Source organism: Gordonia liuliyuniae (assembly GCF_021738805.1).
Taxonomy (GTDB): domain Bacteria; phylum Actinomycetota; class Actinomycetes; order Mycobacteriales; family Mycobacteriaceae; genus Gordonia; species Gordonia liuliyuniae.
Map to the genome: position 1 here is coordinate 447,187 of NZ_JAKKOR010000005.1, position 22,366 is coordinate 469,552.

The window sequence follows — 22,366 nt, forward strand, 5'->3', positions numbered from 1 at the left end:
CCTACGTTCCTTGCCGGACCGCGTCGAAAGGGAGGTTGCCGCTCACCCGGGCTTCGATCGCCGCCCTGGTGAACTCTTTGGCACGACGGGCAGCGTCGAGGACACCCGCGCCCTTCGCGAGTTCGGCGGTGAGGGCCGCAGCCAGCGTGCAGCCTGCGCCGGAGACCCGTTCGCCACCGATCTTCGGTGCGCGCAGCACGGTCACATCCTGACCGTCGAACAGAACGTCGACCGCCTCGTCGCCCGGTAGTTCGACCCCGCCTTTGGCCAGCACGTACCGGGGTCCGTGCTCGGCGATCCGTCGCGCGGCTTCAGCGAGTTGGTCGACGGTGGTGATCTCGTCCATCCCCGACAGAGTCTGCGACTCGAACAGGTTCGGGGTGACGACGGTAGCGTGTGGCAGCACTTTCGCCCGCAGCGCTTGATCGGTGTCGAGGGCCGCACCGGGCTCCTGCCCCTTACAGATCAGCACCGGGTCGAGGACCACGTGCCGCCAGGGCTGCGCCGCCAACGCATCGGCAACGACATCAATGGTGGCTGGTGTGCCGAGCATTCCGATCTTGACGACGTCGAGATCGTATGCGCTCGTCGCTGCCTCGATCTGGTCGGCGATGACGGCCGGTTCGATCGGCACGAACCGGTGACCCCACCCGTTCTTCGGATCGAACGACACGATGCACGTGATGGTGCCGAGTCCGAACGCGCCCAGCGTCTGGAAGGTCTTGAGGTCGGTCTGGATACCGGCGCCGCCGGTCGCTTCCGAGCCGGCGATCACATATGCGAAGTCAACCACGGTTATCGAAAATACCCTCTTCGAGCACCACGTCGTCACTCAGCGGCCTCGTGATCGACCACCGCTGCGTGAATCGGCACACCGACATGCGCCACGCGCCGTCGGAGAAGCGGTACTCGTCGTCGTATTCTCCGATGCTCACGGTCTCGGTCCGCTCGATCGTGTTCACCTGACGGAACCGCAACGACCAGCGGCCGACCGCGGTGTCGTGCGCCGTCAACTCGATCATCGGGTGCGTGCCGTGGTGCATGTCGAGCACCGCGTACCGCCCGTCGACTTTGCGGCACGCAATGGTGCGGAAGATGTCCACCATCGGCTTCACGTCATCGAATCTGCCGAGGGGCCCGTAGTCGATCACCGCACCGTCGGCGATGAACGACGCCGCGAACCCGTCCGGGTCTTTGGCGTCGCAGGCTCGCCAGTAGCCGTGTTTGAGGCTCTTGATCGACTCGATCGCCTCGAGTGCTGCGATCCGGTCGTCGTTGGTCAGCATGCCTCCCGTTCTACACGGCGGCGGTGAGCGTGACGCGGACGGGACCCGTGAGCGCCATAGGCTGAACTCGGCGACAATTCTCGCCTGGTCCGATAGGTTCACGAAATGGCCACCGCACACACGCCGGAGCGCGTCGAAGGTCGCCGGGCGTGACGTCGCAACGCACCGCCGGTCGGCTCAGTCGCCGCATCGTCGCAGGTTACGCGGCCGGCAGCGTCGGGACGGGCGGCTTCGGGGTCCTGCCTGGGCTGGTGCTCGCGTACTACCTCACCGACACCCTCGGGGTCGCCGCCCTCGTCGCGTCGATCGTCGTCGTGGTTCCCAAAGCGGTCGACGTCGTCGTCAACCCGGTCATCGGTGCGATCAGCGACCGCCATGCTGCGACGGCGGGCACCCGCACTGGGTTGATGTGGTTCGGTTCGGCCGCACTCGTGCCGACGTTCGTTCTGACGTTCGCGACTCCGACCGGATTCGGCCCCGCGGCTTCCGCCGTCTGGGTCCTGCTGTTCTTCACCGCGGGAGCGATCGCGTACGCATGCTTCCAGGTCCCGTACATCGCGTTGCCCGCCGAACTCACCGACGGGTACGACGAGCGGACCCGCCTCATCTCGGTCCGTATCGCGGTGTTGGCGTTGACGATCCTCATCGTCGGTGCGGGGGCGCCCGCGATCCGGGACGCATTGGGCGGCGGAGCCGTCGGATACCTAGTCATGGCGGTCGCGGCCGCGACCCTCATCGCGGCAGGGATGGTCGCCGCCACCTCGTTCGCGGCGACCGGTACTCGCGCGCGACCCGTCGTCGACGATGCTCGCGTCCACCACCGCGACGCGTTCACCGCGGTGCGCGAGAACGCCCACTACCGGATCCTCCTGACGGTCTTCGTCGTACAGGCGTTGGCAAGCGCGGTGATGCTCGCGGGCGCGCAGTATATGGCGACGTACGTACTGGACGACTCGGCCGCGTTGACCTATCTGTTCGCGGCGCTCGTCGGGCCCGCGCTCCTCGTGATGCCGGTGTGGGTCCGGGTCGGTGCCCGTTACGGCAAACGTGTCGCGTTGATCGTCGCGTCGCTGCTATTCGGTGTCGCCGCGCTCGGGCTGGCCGGAGCGATGACCGCGCCGGGGCCGTGGATCTTCGGGTTGGTCGCTGTCGCCGGGATCGGCTATGCGGGCATGCAGACGTTCCCGCTCGCGATGCTCCCCGATGTGATCGACGAGGTGTCCACCGCGCGCGGTCGCGACCAGGGCGGCGCGCTATCGGGACTGTGGACCGCGGGCGAGACGCTGGGGCTGGCGCTCGGTCCCGGTGCATACCTGCTCGTACTCGCAATGACCGGTTTCGTCTCGTCGACCGGCGACGAGACGAAACCCCAGAGCGACACGGCCGTCGCCGGCATCGCAGGCGGATTCTCGCTCCTGCCCGCAGTCCTGGTCGCGGTCAGCATCGTCGTACTCCTGCGCTACGAAAGGACACCGAACCGGTGATCACCCCCGATGAGATAGTCGCCGAGCTCCGACGCCTCCGGGCCACGGACGCCCCGACGCACGGTGGACGGATCCTCTCCTACGTCTACGATTCGGGTCTGGCGGCCGTCGACCGGCTCGCCGCCGACGCCGCAGCGCTCGTGCAGCCGGTCAACGGTCTGGACCCGACGACGTTCGGTTCGGTGGCGGCCATCGAACGCGACCTGATCTCGTTCTCGCGCACTGCTTTCGGATCGTCGGACGCGGTCGGCTCGATAACCTCCGGCGGAACCGAGAGTTGCGTCCTGGCGGTTCTGTCGGCGCGCGAATACACGCGCACGCCCGCCGGAGCGGGCAATGTCGTCGTCCCCTCGACGGCTCATGCCGCCTTCGACAAGGCCGGGAAGCTTCTCGGAGTCACGGTGCGCCGCGTGCCAGTGGATCCGACCACCACGCGGGCCGACGTCGACGCGATTGCGGGTGCAATCGACGAGGACACCATACTGCTGGTCGGGTCGGCTCCGAACTATCCGACCGGAACGCTCGACCCGATCGTCGAACTCGGAGATCTAGCCCTACGACGAGGGGTCGGCCTCCACGTCGACGCGTGCCTCGGCGGACTCGCCCTGGCTTGGTGGCCGACGCCGCTGCCCGACTGGGACCTCACGGTGCCCGGCGTCACGAGTCTGTCCGCCGACTTCCATAAGTACGGCTACGCACCGAAGGGCGCGTCCGTACTCCTGCACACCGACCGCGACCGACATCGCGCCGCCTTCTTCGCGACCACCGACTGGCCGGGGTATCCGGTGGTCAACCCCACCCTTCTCGGATCGAAGTCGGCGGCGGGCGCGACCGCCGCGTGGGCCATCACGCGGTACCTCGGCGAGGCCGGGTTCACCCGGCTCGTCGCCGACATCGCGGCCACTGCCGGACGGTTAGTTGACGTCGTCGGCGGCATCGACGGGCTACGTGTCGTCGGCGATCCGACGGGACCGGTGTTCGCCGTCGCGGCCGACCCCGACGCGGCGACGCCGATCGATCCGCATCGCTGGGCCGACGAGGTGGCCGCGCGCGGATTCACGTTGCAGCCACAGCCGGCGTATGTGCAGGCCGACGAGTCGACTCTCGCCGCGAGCACCCACCTGACGATCACGCCCGTGACGTCGGCCGTCGTCGACGAGCTGTCGCACGCACTGCGCGACGGCGCGGACACGGCACGCGGACTCGAACGCTCGGTGGCGCCTGCCGCGTTGCGGGAGCTCGCGGCCGCGTTCGACTCCGGCGCCGTCAGCGTCGACGACGCGCTGACGCTCGACTCCGCCTCCACCGAAGCTGTTCTCGTCGGCGCGGGGATCGATCCGCACACCGATCCGTCCGACGCCGCGGGCTCGCTCGACCTGAGTGCGGTGATCGCCGCCATCGAGTCGCTGCCGAAGCCCGTCACTGCGAAGTTGCTCGCCGAGTTCTTGGCCGCGTACTCGAATCCGGCCCCGTGAACCTGCGACGACCGAGGAGGGGAGACAACGGAAGGGGGACACCAAAAGAGCCCGGCCACCGCTGGTAACCGGGCCCTTCCCGTCAGTCGATGCGGCTCGACCTCCGACGTCTCACAACGAGCGCGAGATGATTTCCTTCATGATCTCGTTGGTGCCGCCGTAGATCAGCTGGACGCGGTTGTCGGCCCACAGGCGGGCGATCGGATACTCGTTCATGTAGCCGTAGCCGCCGAACAGTTGGAGGCAGGTGTCGGCGACCTGCATGGCGCGATCGGTTGTCCACCACTTGGCCATCGCGACGGTCGGGATGTCGAGTTCGCCGCGCAGATGCTTCTCGATGCAGTCGTCGACGAACAGGCGTGCGATGTGCGCTTCGGTCGCGACCTCGGCCAGCTTGAACTTGGTGTTCTGGAACGCGAACACCGGCTTGCCGAATGCGGTGCGCTCTTTGGTGTATTCGAGGGTCTTCTGAAGGGCGGTCTCCATGCCTGCCACGGATGCGACGGCGATGATCAGTCGTTCCTGCGGCAACTGTGTCATCAGCTGGATGAAGCCGAGGCCCTCTTGCTCGCCGAGCAGGTTCGACTGCGGAACTCGCACACCGGCGAAGTTCAGTTCGGCGGTGTCCTGGCCGCGCATGCCGACCTTGTCGAGGATGCGGCCGCGGCTGAAGCCGTCGCGGTCGGTCTCGACGAGGATCAGCGAGATTCCCTTGCCGCCTGCCGTCGGGTCGGTCTTGGCGACGACGATCACGAGGTCTGCCTGGCCGCCGTTGGTGATGAACGTCTTGGAGCCGTCGATGACGTAGTCGTCGCCGTCCTTGATCGCTTTGGTCTTGACGCTCTGCAGGTCCGAGCCGGTGCCGGGCTCGGTCATGGCGATGGCGCCGACGACCTCACCGGAGGCCAGCTTCGGCAACCACTTCTTCTTCAGGTCCTCGGAACCATAGGCCAGGATGTAATGCGCGATGATCCCGTTGTGCAGGCTCTGGCCCCACGACGAGTCGACGACGCGGGCCTGTTCCTCGATCAGGATGGCCTCGTGGGCGAAGGTGCCGCCACCGCCGCCGTACTCTTCCGGGATCGACATGCAGAGGAGGCCGAGTTCGCCTGCCTTGCTCCAGAGATCGCGGTCGACGTGGTGCTGGTCGATGTACCGCTCGGTGTTGGGTGCGATCTCCTTCTCACAGAAGGCACGCGCCATCTCACGCAGCGCGGTCAGATCCTCAGTTTCCCAGGAGGGACGAGCCATGGTGTGCATACCAATCTTCAGTGATTTTTTCTATCGGAGGCGATACTAACACCAACCAATGGCAGAGTCCGGCCGAGAACACTCGGCCGGACCCTGAATCATATGTTCACTTATGGCAGCCGGAGGCGTGCCCCGGCGCGCGTCTCGGTGGCTACGCGTTGCCCTTCGACCACTCAGACCAGGGAATGTTCCAGTCCCCGAGCCCATCAGTCCCCGACAGAGTTCCACCAACGGTGCCCGAGACAGTCACCGGGTCGCCGCGCAGTGTGTTCTGCACCACCCAGAGCGCATCTTCGTTGCTCAGGTTGAGGCAGCCATGCGACGTGTTGGTGTTGCCCTGGGCCCAGACGGTCGCAGGCAACGCGTGCAGATAGATGCCGCTGTAGGACATCTGCGTCGCGTAGTCGATCGGGGTGCGGTAGCCGTCAGGTGAGTTGGTGGGCACACCGTAGGTCGACGAGTCCATGATGATGTGGTCGAGGCGGTCGCCGATGATGTAGATGCCGTTGTCGGTGGGGGTCGCATCCTTGCCCATCGACGTGGGCATCCGGCGGATCACCTTGCCGTCACGCTTGACGACGACCATCTTGTTGCTGTCGTCGACCGACAACTCCATGTCGCGCCCGACCTTGAAGCTCGACGACACGTTGTCCTGGCCGAACGTCCCGGCGCCGAGGTCGATGCCGAAGATGTTGACCTTCACGTCGACCTTGGTGCCGGTCTTCCAGAACTCCTTGGGACGCCAGCGAACCTCTTGGTCACTGATCCAGTAGAACGCACCCTCGGTCTTCGGGTTGGTCGTGATCGTAATGGCCTTCTGTGCGGCCTCTCGATCGGCGATCGGCTCGTCGAATCGGACGCCGATCGTCTGCGCGACGCCGACGGTCTCGCCGTCCGGCGGGCTGATGTAGGCGGCCGTCTGATTCTCCGGAGAACGCGTGGTGAATCTCGTGGTGCTGGTGGTGGTGCCACCGACGCCCGAGGCGGTCGCCTTAACCGAGTAGGTGCGGCCGTAACCGAACGCCTCCGCGCTCGTCCAGGTAGCACCGTCGTCGCTGACGTCGCCCTTGATGTAGCCGCCGCTCGCCTTCTTGATCTTCACGTCGGTGATGGCGCCCTCGGTCGCCTTCACCACGATCGGCTGCCCGGGCTGGACATCGACCTCGTTCTTATCAAGCGCCTTACCGGCCGTGTCGGTAACCGAGACCGCAGGCTTGATCATGTCGGCGAACTCGCCGTTCGCATGCACTTCAGTGCCGTACGTACTGCCACAGGCCGACACGAATGCGGTCGCCCCGACCAGTAACATGATCGCCCATATCTTGACTGCGGATCGGCGTCGACCACTCCGAGTGATGCCCATCTTGCTCCCAAACCTCTTCTTACTGTCCCCGACACATGGTCATGGGACCCAAAGCGGACCGTGTTCCGGTTCTCGTCGATTGTACGAGATGCCGACCGCTTTCCTCGTCGTCGAGAACGGCCGGACCGATTCGCCACACGCAGGTGCAGCACTGTCCAATTTGTCGTCGCTGCGGTCGGCGACGTTACCGATGAACAGAAGCTCCACTACCTCGATGAATCGACTCCGACAGTACCTGGTGGGTCCGACATCGACCACAGCACCGACCCGAAGATCACATTGCTGTAACCCATTCGGTCGAATGGGTTCCGACGTCGACCAGAGGTTGAGGTCTCGCGCCCACCACCAGGCAAATCACCGGGCACGCAGTACCGATCATCAGCTCCGCTTCTCGACGTTCTCGGTGATCCGCCTGAGCATGTCGGTGAGCAACCGGATCTCACCGTCATCGAGCCCGTCGAGCATCTGCAGTTCACTCTCAACCCGCCGAGGAAACTGCTCGTGGACGAGCTCGCGGCCGGCCTCGGTCAACGACAGGAGCACGACTCGTCCATCGCGTTCGAGTCGCTCACGCTCGATCAGCCCCATCGTCGCGAGCCGCTCCGCATGCTTGGTGGTCGACGCGGCCGATGCCCCGGTCACCGAGGTCACCTCACTCGCACGCAACGGATGGTCACTGCGCGCCAACGCGCTCAGCACATCGAACTCGGTGCGGCCGATGCCGGTCGCGTCGAGTTCGCGTTCGAAACGCGCGAGCGCGAGCGTGCTGATCCGCGTGATGCGTCCGATGACGTCGATCGGCCGCACATCCATGCCCGGAAACCGCTTCGCCCAATCGCTGCGAGCCCGCTCCACGTAGTCGAGTCCACCCGGAGCGTCGAGTCCACCCGGAGCGTCGAGTCCACCCGGAGCATCGGGTCCACCCGGAGTGGTTTGCGGAGCCATGTGACACACCATACCGAGTTCGCGGAAGTATTTCATAGATATTTTATCCGTAAACTATTATTCTGAGTTCATGCACACCGCCCCCTCCCCTGTCCCCCAGACTCGCGCTCGCCAGTCGGGGCTGGCACTGGCGCATGTGGCATCGCCCGCAGCATGGCGGGGAGCTCTTGAGATGCGTCAGGCCGACCCGACCGTGGCACTCGCACTGCGAGTCGGGTTCGCCACCATGGTCGCGCTCGTCGGGTGCGGGCTCCTCGGATTCACCGACGTCGCCGCGTTCGCAGCCCTCGGCACACTCAGCTCGGCGTTTCTGCGTTACGAGCCGTACCCGCGACTGGCTCCCAAACTGGCAGTCGTCGTTGGAGCCGTCATCGTCTGCGCAGCCTTCGGCGCCGCGCTCGGCGCCCTCGGATTGACCATCTGGACGCAGGTCGTCCTGCTGTCGGCCGCAGGCGGCCTGGCCTTCTGGCTGCTGCAGGCCTTCCGCATCACCGGTCCCGGCGCGGCCATCATGGTTTTCGCGGCCGCAGGCGCCGCCGGGTTCGCCGACACCGCTCACGACGTCGGCGTGGTCACCCTCGCGATCACCGTCGGCGCGGTGTTCGGGTGGGTCGTCACGATGTGGCCCGCGCTGCTGCACCCGCACGCCCCAGCCCGCGTCGCGGTGGCGCGTGCACTCGCCGCCGCATCTGCGATCGAGGCCGGCGACGACGCGTCGGAATCCGCAGCACGGCACGCCGTCTCTCAGGCGCGCGAGGTCGTCGCGCTGACCCCGCGGCGACGCGTCGACGAGCACACCCGCGAACTGTTCGCGCTCATCGACGCCGCCGAGAAGGTCGTCGACGGCCGCTCACGCGACAGCCTCGATCCCGCGCACCGCGACTTCGCCGGTCTCGCCGCAGACCTGCGCAGAATCCGCGCCGACGTCCGCCCGCCGTCGACGACCGAGATCGCCGGCATCGAAGCGCTTCGACCCGACGGCGTCTTCCGTGAGGGAGTACGGCGCGTCGGCGACCGCAGCATCCTGTTGGACGTCGCTCGGCTGACCGCGGCATGCCTGATCGCCGGACTCGTCGCCGCAGCCCTGGGCTTGGATCATCCACTGTGGGCCACTATCGGCGCACTGACCGCCCTGCAGGGCGCACACTATCGACACACCGTGCAGCGCGGCATCCAGCGCGTCATGGGGAACGTCGCCGGCGCGATGATCGCCGTCGGCATCTTCGCGGTCGAGCCCGGATACTGGCCGCTGGTCATCGTCGCGATCGTCTGCCAGACCTGCGGCGAGATGTTCGTGACCCGCAACTACGCCGTCGCCCAGATCTTCATCACCACAGTGGCGCTGGTGCTGACCAGTCTCGGCGCCTCCGGTGGCGCCGCGGTCGCCGCGACGCGCGTCTGCGACACCCTCATCGGAGTGGCGATCGGCGTGCTCGTCGCCGCGGCCACCATCAAGCGAGAGGACCAACACCACCTCGCAGCCTGATCTATAGCCGCCGCGCACGTCGGCTCGCATTGATTACGTACTACACGGTCTCGACGGTGGCGAGTGCTGCTGCGTACGGCGACTCACGAGAAGGACCCCCGGTATCGGTTTTCACGGCGCGACGACTGAAGCGATCATGCTCCTGGAGTCGATGCGGGACCCGGACGTGGTCGAGGCCTGACTTCGGAGAACCGAGAAACCCCCGTCGGACCAGATGGTCCAGACCGGGGGTTTCGAAAGTGCGCCATCAGGGACTTGAACCCCGAACCCGCTGATTAAGAGTCAGCTGCTCTGCCAATTGAGCTAATGGCGCTTGGCCTTGCGAAAAGAAACATTAACAGCACGCGTCGAGATAACCCAAATCGCCTGGTCGGAATCGGTTATCGGGTCCAGGACGCCGCATGGCCCGCCAGCCTGAATCAGACCGACGGGCCATGCGGGCGTGCTGACCAGCAGAGTGTCAGCGCAGAATCTTGCGGATCACCACGACCAGGACGAGGGCGCCAACCCCAGCGGCGCCGTACTTCACGGCGGGCGTGTTCGCGATCGCGAGCGCCTTGGTCTTCGCATCGTCGGCCAGACGCTGCGGATTCGCCTTCACCGCCAGCTGATCGAGGGTCTTCGCGAGATCCTCGCGCGCCTGGGCGATGTCCTTCTCGATCCGTTCGGTGTCACCGGCCACGGTCGTCCTCCACTACTCGTCGACTTATCAGGGTTCTACTTCGGGTTGAAGCCTACAAGGTGTTGACGCCTATGGGAGTTCAGTGTCACTCCCATCGGATAGCCTGGCGGTATGTCTGAGAACGCGCGTCTTTCCGTCGGCGACACCGCCCCCGATTTCACTCTTCTCGACTCGGCTGAGAAGCCGGTGTCCCTCTCGGACTACGCGGGACGCAAGGTGATCGTCTACTTCTACCCTGCGGCGATGACGCCCGGGTGCACCAAACAGGCGTGCGACTTCCGCGACAGCCTCGCCGAGCTCAACGGTCAGGGAATCGACGTCATCGGCGTCTCGCCCGACAAGCCCGCCAAGCTCGCGAAATTCGTCGAACGCGACGAGCTCACGTTCCCGCTCCTGAGTGACCCCGACAAGACTGTGCTCACCGCATGGGGCGCGTTCGGCGAGAAGAAGATGTACGGCAAGGTCGTACAGGGCGTCATCCGGTCGACGTTTCTCGTCGACGAGAACGGCGTCATCCAAGCCGCCCAATACAACGTGCGCGCCACCGGACACGTCGCGAAGCTGCGACGCGACCTCTCGATCTGACGCGAGGCGGCATGACCGAGCCAGAGCCGGCGCCGGAACCCTTGGTCCCGCGTAAACGACCGACGCAGGAACGGAGTCGGCGCACCTTCGAAGCGATTCTGACGTCGGCACGAGACGTGCTGACCGACGTCGGCTTCGAGTCGTTGACGTGCGAGCAGATCGCGCAGCGCGCCGAGCTCCCCATCGGCACCATCTACCAGTACTTCGCCAACAAGTACGTCGTGGTGTGCGAGCTCGACCGCCAGGACACGACCGCGGTGAGCGAGGAGCTCTCGGCGTTCGCGTCGGAGATCCCGTCACTGCAGTGGCCGCAACTCCTCGAGAAGTTCTTGGACCATCTCGCCGACCTGTGGCGCACTGACCCGTCCCGTCGCGCGGTGTGGCTGGCCGTGCAGTCGACGCCCGCCACCCGCGCGACGGCGTCGATCACCGAGAAGATCCTCGCCGAGCAGGTCGCGCGCATCCTCGCCCCGCTGACGCCGACGTCCGAGCGGGACCGCCGCCAGATGATGGCCGAGGTCCTCGTGCACGCCGCGTACTCGCTGCTGAGTTTCTCGGTGCAGGCGCCGCACGACCACGACAGCGTGGTCGGCGAACTCAAGCGCATGCTCGCCGGCTACCTGCTCCTCGAAGAGTCCGTCGACCGCGTCTGATCCCCTACCGCATCTGATCCCCTAGCGCGTCTGATCCCCTAACGCGTCTGGCCCGCACCGGTCGGGCCACTCCTCCTATCCGGCGGCAGGCTCTTCGAGGATCGCGACGGCGCCAGCCATGTCGCCGTCGTGTGTCAACGACACATGAATGTTCAAGTGCCCGATCGCATTCGCTAGATCGCCGTGCAGCCGCACACGCGGCCGACCGTAGGCGTCCGACTGGATCTCCACCTGGTTGACGGCGGTGTCCGGCAGCAGGGGCGCCAGGCCGAACCGGCTCGACGACCACGCTTTGATGACAGCCTCGCGCGCCGCCCAGCGGACCGCGAGGTTCCGCGCGCCGTCGCCGGTGCGATCTGCGACGTCCCGCCGTTCACCGACCGAGAAGTGGCCGATGAACGTCGAGCCGGGTGTCGACAACTGCTCGCTGAACTCGGGAACCGACACCATGTCGATCCCCACTCCGACAATGCTCATCGGGCGTATGTTCCGTCCGCGGCCAGACGCGACTCCGGGTCGAGGAGCACGGCCGATTCGACGGTGTGCTCATCGCCGTCACCGAAGCGTCGTCCCTCCGGCCGCTGGTAGGCGGCGTCACCGCCACACATCGACGACAGCAGCCGCTGCTTGCCGTCCCGCAGGCGAGCGGTCGCCGCACGACGGTAGCCGTCGCGAGCCGACTCGTCGAGCGAGGCCACGAACGCCTCCGGGTGGACGACTGCGATCAGGCCGGACACGTGGCCGAAGCCGAGGCTCGTGAGGACACCGGCCTTGAGCGGGAACTTCTCGCCCATCCGCAGCGTCTCCCGCGGCCACACCAGATGCGGGTACTCGGCCATCTTCTCGTCGACGCAGTCGAGGCTGCGGTTCGGCGGGACGACGCCGTCGCGGAGCACCTGGCACAGGCCGATCAGCTGGAACGCGGCTGCACCGCCCTTGGCGTGGCCGGTCAGCGACTTCTGCGACACCACGAACAGCGGTGCGCCGTCGCCGCGGCCGATGGCTCGGGCCAGACGCTCGTGCAGTTCGGACTCGTTCGGGTCGTTGGCGCGGGTGGACGTGTCGTGCTTGGACACGACGGCCACATCGTCCGGGCTCACACCCAGCGAGGCGAGCGATGTCGCTAGCGGCGACGACGCCTGCCCGCGGGCCGCGCCGAGTGCGCCGAGTCCGGGAGCCGGAATCGAGGTGTGGACGCCGTCGCCGAAGCTCTGCGCCCACGCGACGACGCCGAGGACCGGCAGGCCGAGCTGCGCGGCGATGTCGCCGCGCGCCAGCAGGACGGTGCCGCCGCCGGCCGACTCGACGAAGCCGCCGCGCCGGCGGTCGTTGGCCCGCGAGTAGCGACGTTCGTCGATGCCCTTGGCCTCCATCGCCGCGGAGTCCGCGGTCGCTGACATGTCACCGAAGCCGACGATGCCTTCGATGCCGAGGTCGTCGAACCCGCCCGCCACGGCGAACAGCGCCTTGCCGAGCCGGATCTTGTCGGCGCCCTCCTCGACCGAGACCGCTGCGGTGGCGCAGGCCGCGACCGGGTGGATCATCGCACCGTACGAACCGATGTACGACTGCACGACGTGCGCGGCGACGACGTTCGGCAACGCTTCCTGCAGGATGTCGTTTGCCTTCGACTCACCGAGCAGCGTGTCGACGTACAGCGACCTCATCGAAGTCATGCCGCCCATGCCGGTGCCCTGCGTGTTGGCGACCAGACCGGGGTGCACCCAGCGCATGAGCTCGCTCGGTGTCAGGCCCGCGGTGAGGAACGCGTCGACGGTGGCGATCAGGTTCCAGAGCGCGACCCGGTCGACGGACTCGGCCATGTCAGGTGAGACGCCCCAACGGACCGGGTCGAAGCCGGTCGGGATCTGACCGCCGACGGTGCGCGAAAGCTCGAAGCGGCGCGGCACACGGATCTCGGTGCCCGCGAGGCGGGTCACCGACCAGTCGCCCGACTCAGTGGCGACGATCCGGGTGCGTTCCGGGTCGGCCGACGCGAACGCCCGAGCGGATGCCTCGTTCGGCACTGTGAAGGTCAGGTCGTTGTCGAGGAACACCGACTCCAGCAGCGGCGACGTGTTGTCGACCATCGCGCCCTCGTCGGCGTAGCGACGGATGCCGCAGCGGGCGACGACCTCGTCGTGGTACCGGTCGGCGATCTCGGCTTCGCCCACCGGGTCACCGGATTCGACGTCGTACCAGCCCGGCTTGGGCGTCTCCTCCCAGGTGACGAGGCCGGTGTTCCATGCGAGTTCGAGCACGCCTGCCGCCGACAGCTTCTCGTCGACCTCCATCTCGAAGCGGGTGCGGGCCGAACCGTAGGGGCCAACCTCACCCGCACCGACGATGACGACCATGTCTTCGGGCCGCGCCTCGATCGCCGGCCACTCGTGCGCGGTCGGGAGGTCGGCGCGTGCCGGCGCCGACAGCGCGGCGACCAGCGGGTTGACCGGTGCGGTGCCCCCGACTGCGGTGTCCTCGACTGCGGTGTCCCCGACTGCCGAGTCGGCGGGTGCTGCCTCGGCGGCCTGTGCAGCCAGTGCCTTTAGGTCGATGTTCGGGTCGAGTCCGGCGGTGAGGTCGGCGATCACCGGTTCGCGGCGCGCCCCCTCACGGACGGCGGGCGAGCACAGCGCGACCAGTTCGGCGGCCATCTCCTCGGTGCTCCAGGTGCGGACGCCCGCGGCCTCGACGGCGGCGACCATCCCATCGTTGGCTCCCATCAGGCCGGTGCCGCGCACCCAACCGATGAGCGCGTGCGCCAATGTCGCGCGCGAACCCCACGACTCCTCGGCGCCCCAGCGGGTGACGAGGGCGTCGAGCGCGGCCTTGGCTTCGCCGTACGCGCCGTCGCCGCCGAACATGCCGCGGTTGGGCGAGCCCGGAAGCACCACGTGGACTCGCGAGTCGAGATCGTGGTCGGCCCCGATCGCGCCCAGTCCCGCGATGAGTCGTTCCACCGACCACAGCAGGACCTTCATCTCGAGCTCGGCGCGACCGCCGACATCGGTGAGGTCGCCCGCGACGCGCGGCGCCGCGAACGGGAACAGCAGCGTCGGCGTCATGGCTTCCTTGACGACACCGGTCGTGGCGCCCAGGTTCTCGGTCTGTTCGGTGCCGATCCAGTCGACGACGGCGTCGACGTCGACATACGACGCGAGGTTGGCCGGCACCACCCAGAGGGCGGCGTCCGCACTCGCGTTGTCGCGATAGAGCTTCTTGTAGAAGGCGAGTCGTTCGCTGTTCAGACGCGATGTGGTGGCGACGACAGTCGCTCCCCCGCCCAGCAGCCTGCCGACGACGGACGCCGCGATCGAGTCGGGCGACCCACCGGTGACGACGGCGACGTCGGCGGCGAACTCGCCGCGTTCGGTCGACTCGGCAGCCTCAGCGATCGCCGCGAACAATCGGGCGTGGACATCGAAGCCGCGGCGGCTCGCCTTACCCTGCCACCAGGTGGCGTGCTCGGCGACGGTCGACCCGGCGCCGCGCAGGCGGGCCACGATCACGTCGTGATCTGCGTCGACGACGTCCTCATCCTGGAGCCACAGCCGTGCGAGGTCCTCGCGGGCGCTGGCCCAGCGGTCGTCGAGCAGCACCGCGCGGTTCTCGTCGAACGTCGGGGTGACGGTGCGGACCCAGTCGGCGCCGAGCTCGTCACTGATGCGTTGAGCGGCGACGGCGTTCGGGTCATCGAGGACGTCACCAGCCGATTCGAGGTCGACGAGGCCGAGCTTGGCGAGAATCGTGTGCGCGGTGGTCGCCAGAACGCCGTCGGGGCCAGTCACCTGGTCGGCGAAAGCGTCGAGGGCGGCGGAGTCGACGGCGCCGCCGCCCGACGACGCTGCCGCGGGCAGTTCGACGGCGATACCGCGCGCTGCACCGACCGCCCGGACCGAACGGTCGATGAGCGCGTCGAGGTCGGCTGCCGTGGACACGCCGCCCTCGAGCAGGTCGCCGAGGTCGCCGCCGCGCACACTCGCGCCGTCACGGGAGCCGAGAGCGACTGCGACGAGTGCGTGCTGCGCCCAGCCTGCGCCCAGCTGCCAGGTGTCGGTGACGCGGTCGGTGATGTAGGCCTGCCGCTTGCCGGCGGGGCCTGCGACCTTGCGGATCTGGTCGCCGACGGCGTCGGTCAGCACATCGCCGAACGGCTTGTAGCCGCGGGCGAGCGTCTCGACGGTCGTCGCGAGGGCTCCCATGTCCGCTTCGGCTGCGCCGTCGATGGCGCCGAGACCGAGCTCGCCGCCGATGTCGAGGAGCAGCTGGTTGCGGCGCGAGGAGACGCCGTCGCACAACGACTCGATGGTGTCGACCGCACCGATCTGCGTCGGCGTCATCTTGGTCCAGAGTGCGATGACGGCACGGACCGCATCGGCGGGGCCGAAGGCGATGTCGTCGGGGCGCGGGCCGGCAGCCGCAGCCGCGACGGGAGCCGCGACGACAGGTGCGGCAGCCGGTGCGGGCGCAGCGCCTTCGGCGGGCGCCTCATCGGCGACCTCGTCGTCGATCGGCTCAGGTGCGCTGTCGTCGGCGCGCAGCAGCTGCTCGTCCGATTCAACGTTGAGCACCTCGGTGACGGAGGCGCCGTAGGGCGCGAGTTTCAGGGTGTTGCGGGCCAGGCCGGTGAGGGTCGGCGCCGACTTGACGCCGACCTCGACGAACCGTTCGATGCCGAGACCGCCCTGTTCGACCGGCGAGAACAGAAGGTCCTGCGTCTCGATCCAGCGAACCGGGCTGGCGAACTGCCAGGCCAACAACTCGATGAGCATGATGCGAGCGAGTGCTGCCGGCTTCCCGGCCCACGTGTCCCAATCGGCGAGGACGGCGTCGAGCGGCTCGGACGGCACGAGGTCGGCGATCTCCTGGACGAAGTCGCGGCCGAGGTTGAACAGGCGCGGGACCAGGTTCGGAATGTAGTTCCCGACGAGGATGTCCGGGTCGATGACTTCGGGCAGCAGTTCGTCGAGCTTGCCTCGGAACTCGGGTACGCCCGCACGGAGCACCGTCGAGTGGAACGGCACGTCGATGCCCGGGACCAGGATGAACGCACGCTTGCCGCCGAACTCGGCGCGACGACGGTCGATCTCGGCCTCGAGCAGTTCCAGGCCGCGGACGGTGCCTGCGATCGCGTACTGGGAGCCGAGCAGGTTGAGGTTGACGACCTGTAGGAACTCGTCGTTCTGCTCGCCGATCGAGTCGACGAAGCTCTCGACGTCGTCGTCGGCCAGACCGAACTGGCTTGGCCGGATCGCCGCCAACCGGTAGTCGCTTCGGCCCTTCGCGTCACGCGGAACCAGGTGGTGCATGGCGCTGCCGCGCTGGAACACGACTTCGAGGACGGCTTCGAGGGGCAGTACGCCCGCGCATGCGGCGAGCGCGTTGTACTCGCCGACGGAGTGACCGCACGTGATGGACCCGTCGACGAAGGCTCCGGCTTCACGGAGTTCGGCGATCTGCGCGACACCCAGCGTCGCCATCGCGACCTGCGTGAACTGCGTCAGGAACAGGACGCCGTCCGGGTGGTGGTAGCGCTCACCGCCTGCGACGAGGGTGGTCGGATTGTCGCGGACGACGGCCAGGATCGAGAAGCCGAGCGCCTTGCGGGTGTGCTTGTCGGCGCGGTCCCAGATCTCGCGGGCCGCAGCACTGCGCGACCGCGCGTCCAGGCCCATGCCCTTGCTCTGGATGCCTTGGCCGGGGAACGCGTAGACGGTGCGCGGCGCGTCGAGCAGCGCGGTCGCGGCCATGACGAGTTCGCCGCCGACCTTGGCGGTCACCTCTACGACCTCGCGGCCCGCATCGATGCCGACACGGTCGACGCGGATGTCGACGGTGTCGCCGAGCCGGACCATGCCGAGGTAGCGGGCGGTCCAGCCCCGCAGCGCGCGCGGCGCCGGGACGGGCTGCGCGACGGATGCGGCGGTCACGACCTGTTGGGCGACGGCCGACAGCCACATACCGTGGACGATCGGATCGCCGAGGCCGGCCAGTCGTGCGGCGAGCGCGTCGGTGTGGATCGGGTTGCGGTCGCCGGAAACGACGGCGAATCCGTTCATGCGGTCTGGTGCGGTAACCGTCGCCGAGCGCACGTGCTTCCGGGTGCCGGTGCGCTCGTCGGTGATCGCGCCGCCTGCGCGGACTGGATCGGCGAGCGTCGCGTCGCCGATCCGGTTGCGGATCGCGAAACGCTCGACGAGTTGCGCGACCGGGGTCTCGCCGTCGGCGACGGTGACTTCGACGCCGACGACTCGGCCGACGTCGGTGTCGGTGACGCCGAGGCAGCGAGCGGTGACGGTCAGGTCGGTGTCAACGGTCGGCACCGTTCCGGCCAGCGTGATCGCGTGGTCGAGGTGGACGAGGTCGAGTAGGCCTTCGACGACGGGCAGTCCGTCGTCGGTCGAGGCGGCCCCGATGACGCTGAACACGGTCGGCCAGCAGGCGACGACGAGTGCATCGGGCACCGCGGAGCCGTTCGGCGACGACGGGGTGACCGCGCGCAGAGTGCTCGGCAGACTGACGCTGGTGGCCCCGCTGTGGTCGGCGATCGAGTCGGCGTGCCACGAGACGGTGGCACGGGCGCTCGGAACGGTTCCGCCGGTGACGGTGAGCTGGCCGCCCGCGGCGACAGTGAGCAATTCACGCATCGCGCCTGCGGCGTCGCCGGTGGCAACGCGCGGGCTGCCGCCGTCGACGACTCGGAGGTCGCCGATGAACGGGATGCGCAGGACGCTGCCGGAGACGGGCACGGTCAGGTCGAGTCGGATCTCGTCGTCGGCGGCTTCGGCGTCAGGGACGTATGCGATGACCGCGCCGTTGGGATGTTCGGCGCGTTCGCCGTCGATGATCGTCCACTGTTCGCGGTCACCCAGGAGGGCGACCGGGTTGCGAGCCTGGCGGCCCGCCCACAGGACGTCCTCGGCTTCGATGAGAATGCTGAGCGGGCTCGACTGGTCGACGATGCCGCGCCGACGGCGGCCGGCGACCACTTCGGGTTCGGCGCCCACCGCGCGCAGGTCCGCGATGGTCTGGCTCTCGAAGCGGTTCAGCAGGTCGCCGACCGGCTCGTCGACGCGGGTGATACCAGCGACGGCGACGGTGCCGGGGATGACGCAGACCTCGTCTGCCGCGTAGCGCGCATCGTGCGCCTGCCACAGCGAGTCGCTGCGCCACCAGCGCCGCACGTCCTTGTCGATGACGGGGACGAAGTTGACGGGTTTGCCGGGGGTCCGGCACAGCTCGAGGAAGAATGCGACGTCGGCGGGATGCAGGATGTCGGCGTCGACTGCCGGGTAGTCACGGGTGAGCAGCTCGATGGCGGCGTGCGCGTCGGCGACGGTGTCGCCGAACAGCGACTCGAACTCGCCGGAGTCCTGTTCGTGCATGCGGGCCTCGGTGCGGCGCAGCATGTCGACGAAACGCGCCTGCCAGGTGATGTCCGGCCACGGGTAAGGGTTCTCCGGCGTGCCGACGGCGAGCTCGGCGTAGCGGCCGAGCCATTCGCCGTACGTCATCTCGGCGACATCGCCGAAGTACGGCTTGGCGGTCCGCTCCATCGCGGCGACGATCTCGTCGCGACGTTCGGCGACAGCGTCACCGTCGCCTGCGACCTCGTCGAGGAGCCTGCCGCAGCGCGACGCGGAGTTGTCGATCTCGTGGATGTCAGCGCCCAGCTGGCTGCGGCCCGACGCCATGCCGCCGGTCGCGTGGCCTGCGCCGACCCAGTCCGGGCAGCCTTCGGTGTCGACGAGGAGCTGCTTCACCTCGGGCGCGGTCGTCGCCTCCAGGGTCGCCATGGCGGCGGTCCCGACGAGGATGCCGTCGAGCGGCATGGCCGGGTAGTCGTGGGCGGTGGCCCATGCACCGGTCAAGTACTCCGACGCGCGTTCGGGTGTGCCGATACCGCCGCCGACACAGATGACGACGTTCGGGCGTTCACGCAGTTCGCCGTAGGTGGCGAGCAGGAGGTCGTCGAGGTCTTCCCACGAGTGGTGTCCACCCGCACGACCGCCTTCGATCTGCACGATGATCGGGTACTCGGGCGTCTGGGCGGCGATACGGATGACGGCGCGGATCTGGTCGACGGTGCCAGGTTTGAACGCGACGTAGTGCAGGCCGGCTTCGGTGAGCTCGGCGACGAGGTCGACGGCCTCCTCCAGCTCGGGGATGCCCGCGGTGATGATGACGCCGTCGATCGGCGCCCCTTGGGCGCGCGCCTTCTGCACAAGTCGCTTGCCGCCGAGCTGCAACTTCCACAGGTACGGGTCGAGGAACAACGAATTGAACTGGACCTGACGGTTCTCATCGAGCAGGCCGGTCAGCTTGTCGACGTTGGCGGCGAAGATCTCTTCGGTCACCTGGCCGCCGCCCGCGAGCTCGGCCCAGTGGCCTGCGTTGGCTGCGGCGGCGACGATGGCCGGGTCGACGGTGGTCGGAGTCATGCCGGCGAGCAGCATCGGCGACCGACCGGTGAGTCGGGTGAATCCGGTGTCGACGCCGACTCGGCCGGTGGGCAGCGACACCAGGCGCGGCGCGAACGTCGACCACGCGGCGGCGACGGCGGGGGCGCTGCCGGGGACGAACAGGCTGCGCTGGCCGCGGCGGGTGGCTGCGGCGACGACGCCGACGCCCTGGCCGCGGACGACCGACGCGGCCAGACGTGCACCGAGGTCGGCGGGCCCGAAGTCGAGGATCCAGGACGCACCGGACTCGACGACGTCGCCGATCTGGTCGACCCAGTCGACGGGGTCTACCAGGATGCGGGTGGCGTGACGGTGCGCGAACTCGGTGTCGATGCCGCACCGAGCGGCCCATTCGACGACGAGGTCGACGGCGGACGCGAGGTCGGGGTGGTGGAAGGGGACGGTCACCGGCAGCTCGTCGAAGACCGGTGCGAACGGGTTCCCGCCGGTCCGCTTGGCCTTTCGATCGGCTGCGTCGGATGCGGCACGTGTCTCACACAGCCGCGCGAAGCCCGCGAGGTGACGGGGTGCGCCGGAGACGACGACGGAGCGCCGGTTGTTGACGATCGCGACGGTCGGCAGACCGACGGCGCCCTCGGGCAGGCTCTGCGCGTACTCGGCGAGCATCGCGTCGATCTCGCGCGGCGCGACGCCGGAGACTGCGACCATCGGCGAGACGCCTTCGTGGTGGCCGTCGGCCGAGCCCAGCAGGCCCGCGCGGCGCGCGACGAGGGTGGCGGCGGCGCCCATCAGCTGAGACACGGCGAGGAGTTCGGCGTCGGTGTGTTCACGCGGATGCTCGGCGGTGGCGACGGCATCGATGGCGAGCAGGCCCTGCGAGTGGCCGATGACTGCGCTGGGCGGCAGCGTCTGGGTGTCGAGCCCCTGCTTGGCGAGGTTCGCGATCGCGGCGAGCTGGGTCAGCAGAATGCCGGGCAGTGACAGGTGTGCGCCTGCCAGCTCGCCGTCGGTCGGCACGGACTGCTCGGCGTCCAGGGCGGCCAGCCAGGTGAGGGGAACGAATCGATCGCTCCCCGCTGCGGCGAGGGCGTCCGCGACCGGCGCCAACAGATCGGCAGCGTCGGTGAGCATCGCGGCGATAACACGACCCAGGTCGGCGTCGGCGACGAGCTCGGCGAGGCTCGGCAGCCACGGCCCACCCTGTCCGCCGAAGCTGATCGCGTAGCTCTCGCCTGCACCGAATCGGTCGATCAGACTTACGGACGACTCGCCCGAGGCGGGGATGCGATTGCTTGAGCGGAACTGGTCGAGGGTCACGGATACTCCTGATCGGCCTGTGTGCGGGAACGCGACCATCGTGGCACATGAACGTGAGGAAACCCTCACGTTTTGCGCGACCCGCAGGTATACCCGCCAGTAGACCGAGGGGTAACCGAATCGACCTGCACGAAAAGTCGTTCTCGTGATTGTCATCACACAATGTTCGCTGGTCAGCCACTCGCGCGCACCGCCGACGCGCCTGACAGCCCGCCCGGTTCGCCACTGTCTAGACTCCACGTATGACTGTCGACGCATGCGTCTTCTGTGACATCGTCGCCGAGCGTGGGCCGGCACACGTCGTCTACGCCGACGACGACGTCGTCGCCTTCCTCGACCGTGCACCGATCGCGCGCGGCCACACGCTGGTGGTCCCGCGCCGACACTCGTCGGGCCTGTCCGATCTGGATCCGCGGTACGGCACGCCCCTGCTGTCGGCAGCACAACGAGTCGCGAACGCGCTCAAGGGGACCGAGTTCGGAGCCCACGGCGTGAACCTCGCTCTCAATGACGGGCGGGCCGCGATGCAGACGGTGTTCCACACCCACGTCCACGTCGTTCCTCGCCGGTCGGGTGACAAACTGACGTTCGCGAAGGGGCTCCTCACCCGTCGCGCGGGCGACCTCGAGACCGTTGCGGCACAACTCCGTTCGACGATCGCAGCGCTGCCGTGAGTCCCGCGGAACTTCGTCGAGCGCGCACCTTGGTCGACGAGGCGTCATCGATCGTCGTGTTCACCGGCGCGGGCATGTCGGCCGAGAGCGGGATCCCCACGTTCCGTGACGCGCTCACGGGGATGTGGGAGAACCACGATCCGATGTCTCTGGCGTCTCCAGACGGTTGGGCCGCCGACCCGGACCTGGTGTGGGCCTGGTACGCCGACCGGGCGGCCCAAGTGCGGGCGGTGGCCCCGAACGCGGGGCACCGGGCGGTCGCCGAACTGGGCCGACGTCGCGGAATCTCGACGTCGGTCGTCACCCAGAACGTCGACGATCTGCACGAGCGAGCCGGCAGTGCCGTCGCGAGCCATCTGCACGGCAGCCTGTTCGAGCCCCGGTGCGAGGGCTGCGGGCGACGCGAGTCCCCGAACGTCTCCGTCGCGACGCCCCGGCCGTCGTGCCCGTTGTGCGGGGCGTCGGTCCGGCCCGGAGTCGTCTGGTTCGGCGAGTCGCTGCCGTCGGGCGACTGGGGCCGCGCCGAGGCCGCTGTAGACGCGGCAGATCTGATGATCGTGGTCGGCACCACCGGGGTCGTCTACCCGGCGGCTGAACTGCCCGAACGCGCGGCCGCGGCGGGCGTTCGGGTGATCGAGGTGAACCCCGAGCCGTCGGCGATCACCCGGTCCGCGACGGTGCGGCTCGCCGGTACCGCCGCGCGAACACTCCCCGACCTGCTGCGGGCGCCAGCGTAAGACTC

15 protein-coding genes and 1 tRNA gene are annotated in these 22,366 nt (G+C 68.2%); 7 read left to right on the forward strand and 9 right to left on the reverse strand.

Going from position 1 to position 22,366, the window contains the following annotated elements:
* Nucleotide 1: 1 nt before the first annotated feature.
* Both thiD and L5G33_RS07750 read right to left on the reverse strand, forming a co-directional pair.
* Nucleotides 2-793, reverse strand: coding sequence for a bifunctional hydroxymethylpyrimidine kinase/phosphomethylpyrimidine kinase (gene thiD, locus L5G33_RS07745; protein WP_236997571.1), 792 nt, complete (start codon nt 791-793; stop codon nt 2-4).
* Nucleotides 786-1,286, reverse strand: a complete 501-nt coding sequence (locus L5G33_RS07750; protein ID WP_236997572.1) for a nuclear transport factor 2 family protein — start codon at nt 1,284-1,286, stop codon at nt 786-788. The genes thiD and L5G33_RS07750 overlap by 8 nt, the downstream gene beginning before the upstream one ends.
* Nucleotides 1,287-1,435: 149 nt before the next feature.
* Here L5G33_RS07750 and L5G33_RS07755 point away from each other — a divergent pair, with 149 nt between their 5' ends.
* Both L5G33_RS07755 and L5G33_RS07760 read left to right on the forward strand, forming a co-directional pair.
* On the forward strand, nt 1,436-2,770 hold the full coding sequence (locus tag L5G33_RS07755) for an MFS transporter (protein WP_236997573.1): 1,335 nt from the start codon (nt 1,436-1,438) through the stop codon (nt 2,768-2,770).
* Entirely contained in the window at nt 2,767-4,245 is a 1,479-nt protein-coding gene (locus tag L5G33_RS07760) for a pyridoxal phosphate-dependent decarboxylase family protein (protein ID WP_236997574.1), read from the forward strand. The genes L5G33_RS07755 and L5G33_RS07760 overlap by 4 nt, the downstream gene beginning before the upstream one ends.
* A gap of 111 nt (nt 4,246-4,356) precedes the next feature.
* Here L5G33_RS07760 and L5G33_RS07765 read toward each other — a convergent pair whose 3' ends face one another.
* The 3 genes from L5G33_RS07765 to L5G33_RS07775 form a co-directional block, all read right to left on the reverse strand.
* Nucleotides 4,357-5,505, reverse strand: coding sequence for an acyl-CoA dehydrogenase family protein (locus L5G33_RS07765; RefSeq protein ID WP_372476872.1), 1,149 nt, complete (start codon nt 5,503-5,505; stop codon nt 4,357-4,359).
* Between the two features lie 142 nt (nt 5,506-5,647).
* Nucleotides 5,648-6,805: a L,D-transpeptidase gene (locus L5G33_RS07770; RefSeq protein ID WP_236997576.1), complete on the reverse strand. Its 1,158-nt coding sequence runs from the start codon at nt 6,803-6,805 to the stop codon at nt 5,648-5,650.
* A gap of 432 nt (nt 6,806-7,237) precedes the next feature.
* Complete coding sequence (locus tag L5G33_RS07775) at nt 7,238-7,804, reverse strand: MarR family winged helix-turn-helix transcriptional regulator (RefSeq protein WP_236997577.1); 567 nt, start codon at nt 7,802-7,804, stop codon at nt 7,238-7,240.
* A gap of 70 nt (nt 7,805-7,874) precedes the next feature.
* Here L5G33_RS07775 and L5G33_RS07780 point away from each other — a divergent pair, with 70 nt between their 5' ends.
* Nucleotides 7,875-9,290: an FUSC family protein gene (locus L5G33_RS07780; RefSeq protein ID WP_236997578.1), complete on the forward strand. Its 1,416-nt coding sequence runs from the start codon at nt 7,875-7,877 to the stop codon at nt 9,288-9,290.
* A gap of 240 nt (nt 9,291-9,530) precedes the next feature.
* On the opposite strand, the gene L5G33_RS07785 is transcribed toward L5G33_RS07780, so the two are convergent.
* Together L5G33_RS07785 and L5G33_RS07790 are read right to left on the reverse strand one after the other, a co-directional pair.
* Nucleotides 9,531-9,603 (reverse strand) — tRNA-Lys (locus L5G33_RS07785).
* Between the two features lie 147 nt (nt 9,604-9,750).
* A complete protein-coding gene (locus tag L5G33_RS07790) occupies nt 9,751-9,972 on the reverse strand; it encodes a DUF3618 domain-containing protein (RefSeq protein ID WP_236997579.1) in 222 nt (73 codons plus the stop codon).
* A 111-nt stretch (nt 9,973-10,083) separates the two neighbouring features.
* On the opposite strand from L5G33_RS07790, the gene bcp reads away from it, so the two are divergent.
* Nucleotides 10,084-10,557: a thioredoxin-dependent thiol peroxidase gene (bcp, locus tag L5G33_RS07795; protein ID WP_236997580.1), complete on the forward strand. Its 474-nt coding sequence runs from the start codon at nt 10,084-10,086 to the stop codon at nt 10,555-10,557.
* An 11-nt stretch (nt 10,558-10,568) separates the two neighbouring features.
* Complete coding sequence (locus L5G33_RS07800) at nt 10,569-11,210, forward strand: TetR/AcrR family transcriptional regulator (RefSeq protein ID WP_236997581.1); 642 nt, start codon at nt 10,569-10,571, stop codon at nt 11,208-11,210.
* 75 nt (nt 11,211-11,285) lie between these two features.
* Here the strand turns inward: L5G33_RS07800 and acpS are convergent, their stop codons facing one another.
* Both acpS and L5G33_RS07810 read right to left on the reverse strand, forming a co-directional pair.
* Nucleotides 11,286-11,687, reverse strand: coding sequence for a holo-ACP synthase AcpS (acpS, locus tag L5G33_RS07805; protein WP_236997582.1), 402 nt, complete (start codon nt 11,685-11,687; stop codon nt 11,286-11,288).
* A complete protein-coding gene (locus L5G33_RS07810; RefSeq protein ID WP_236997583.1) occupies nt 11,684-20,950 on the reverse strand; it encodes a type I polyketide synthase in 9,267 nt (3,088 codons plus the stop codon). Before L5G33_RS07810 ends, acpS begins: the two co-directional genes overlap by 4 nt.
* Nucleotides 20,951-21,192: 242 nt before the next feature.
* Between L5G33_RS07810 and L5G33_RS07815 the strand changes: the two genes are divergently transcribed.
* Nucleotides 21,193-21,624, forward strand: coding sequence for an HIT family protein (locus L5G33_RS07815; protein ID WP_236997584.1), 432 nt, complete (start codon nt 21,193-21,195; stop codon nt 21,622-21,624).
* Nucleotides 21,621-22,361, forward strand: coding sequence for an SIR2 family NAD-dependent protein deacylase (locus tag L5G33_RS07820; RefSeq protein ID WP_308191547.1), 741 nt, complete (start codon nt 21,621-21,623; stop codon nt 22,359-22,361). Before L5G33_RS07815 ends, L5G33_RS07820 begins: the two co-directional genes overlap by 4 nt.
* Nucleotides 22,362-22,366: the final 5 nt, after the last annotated feature.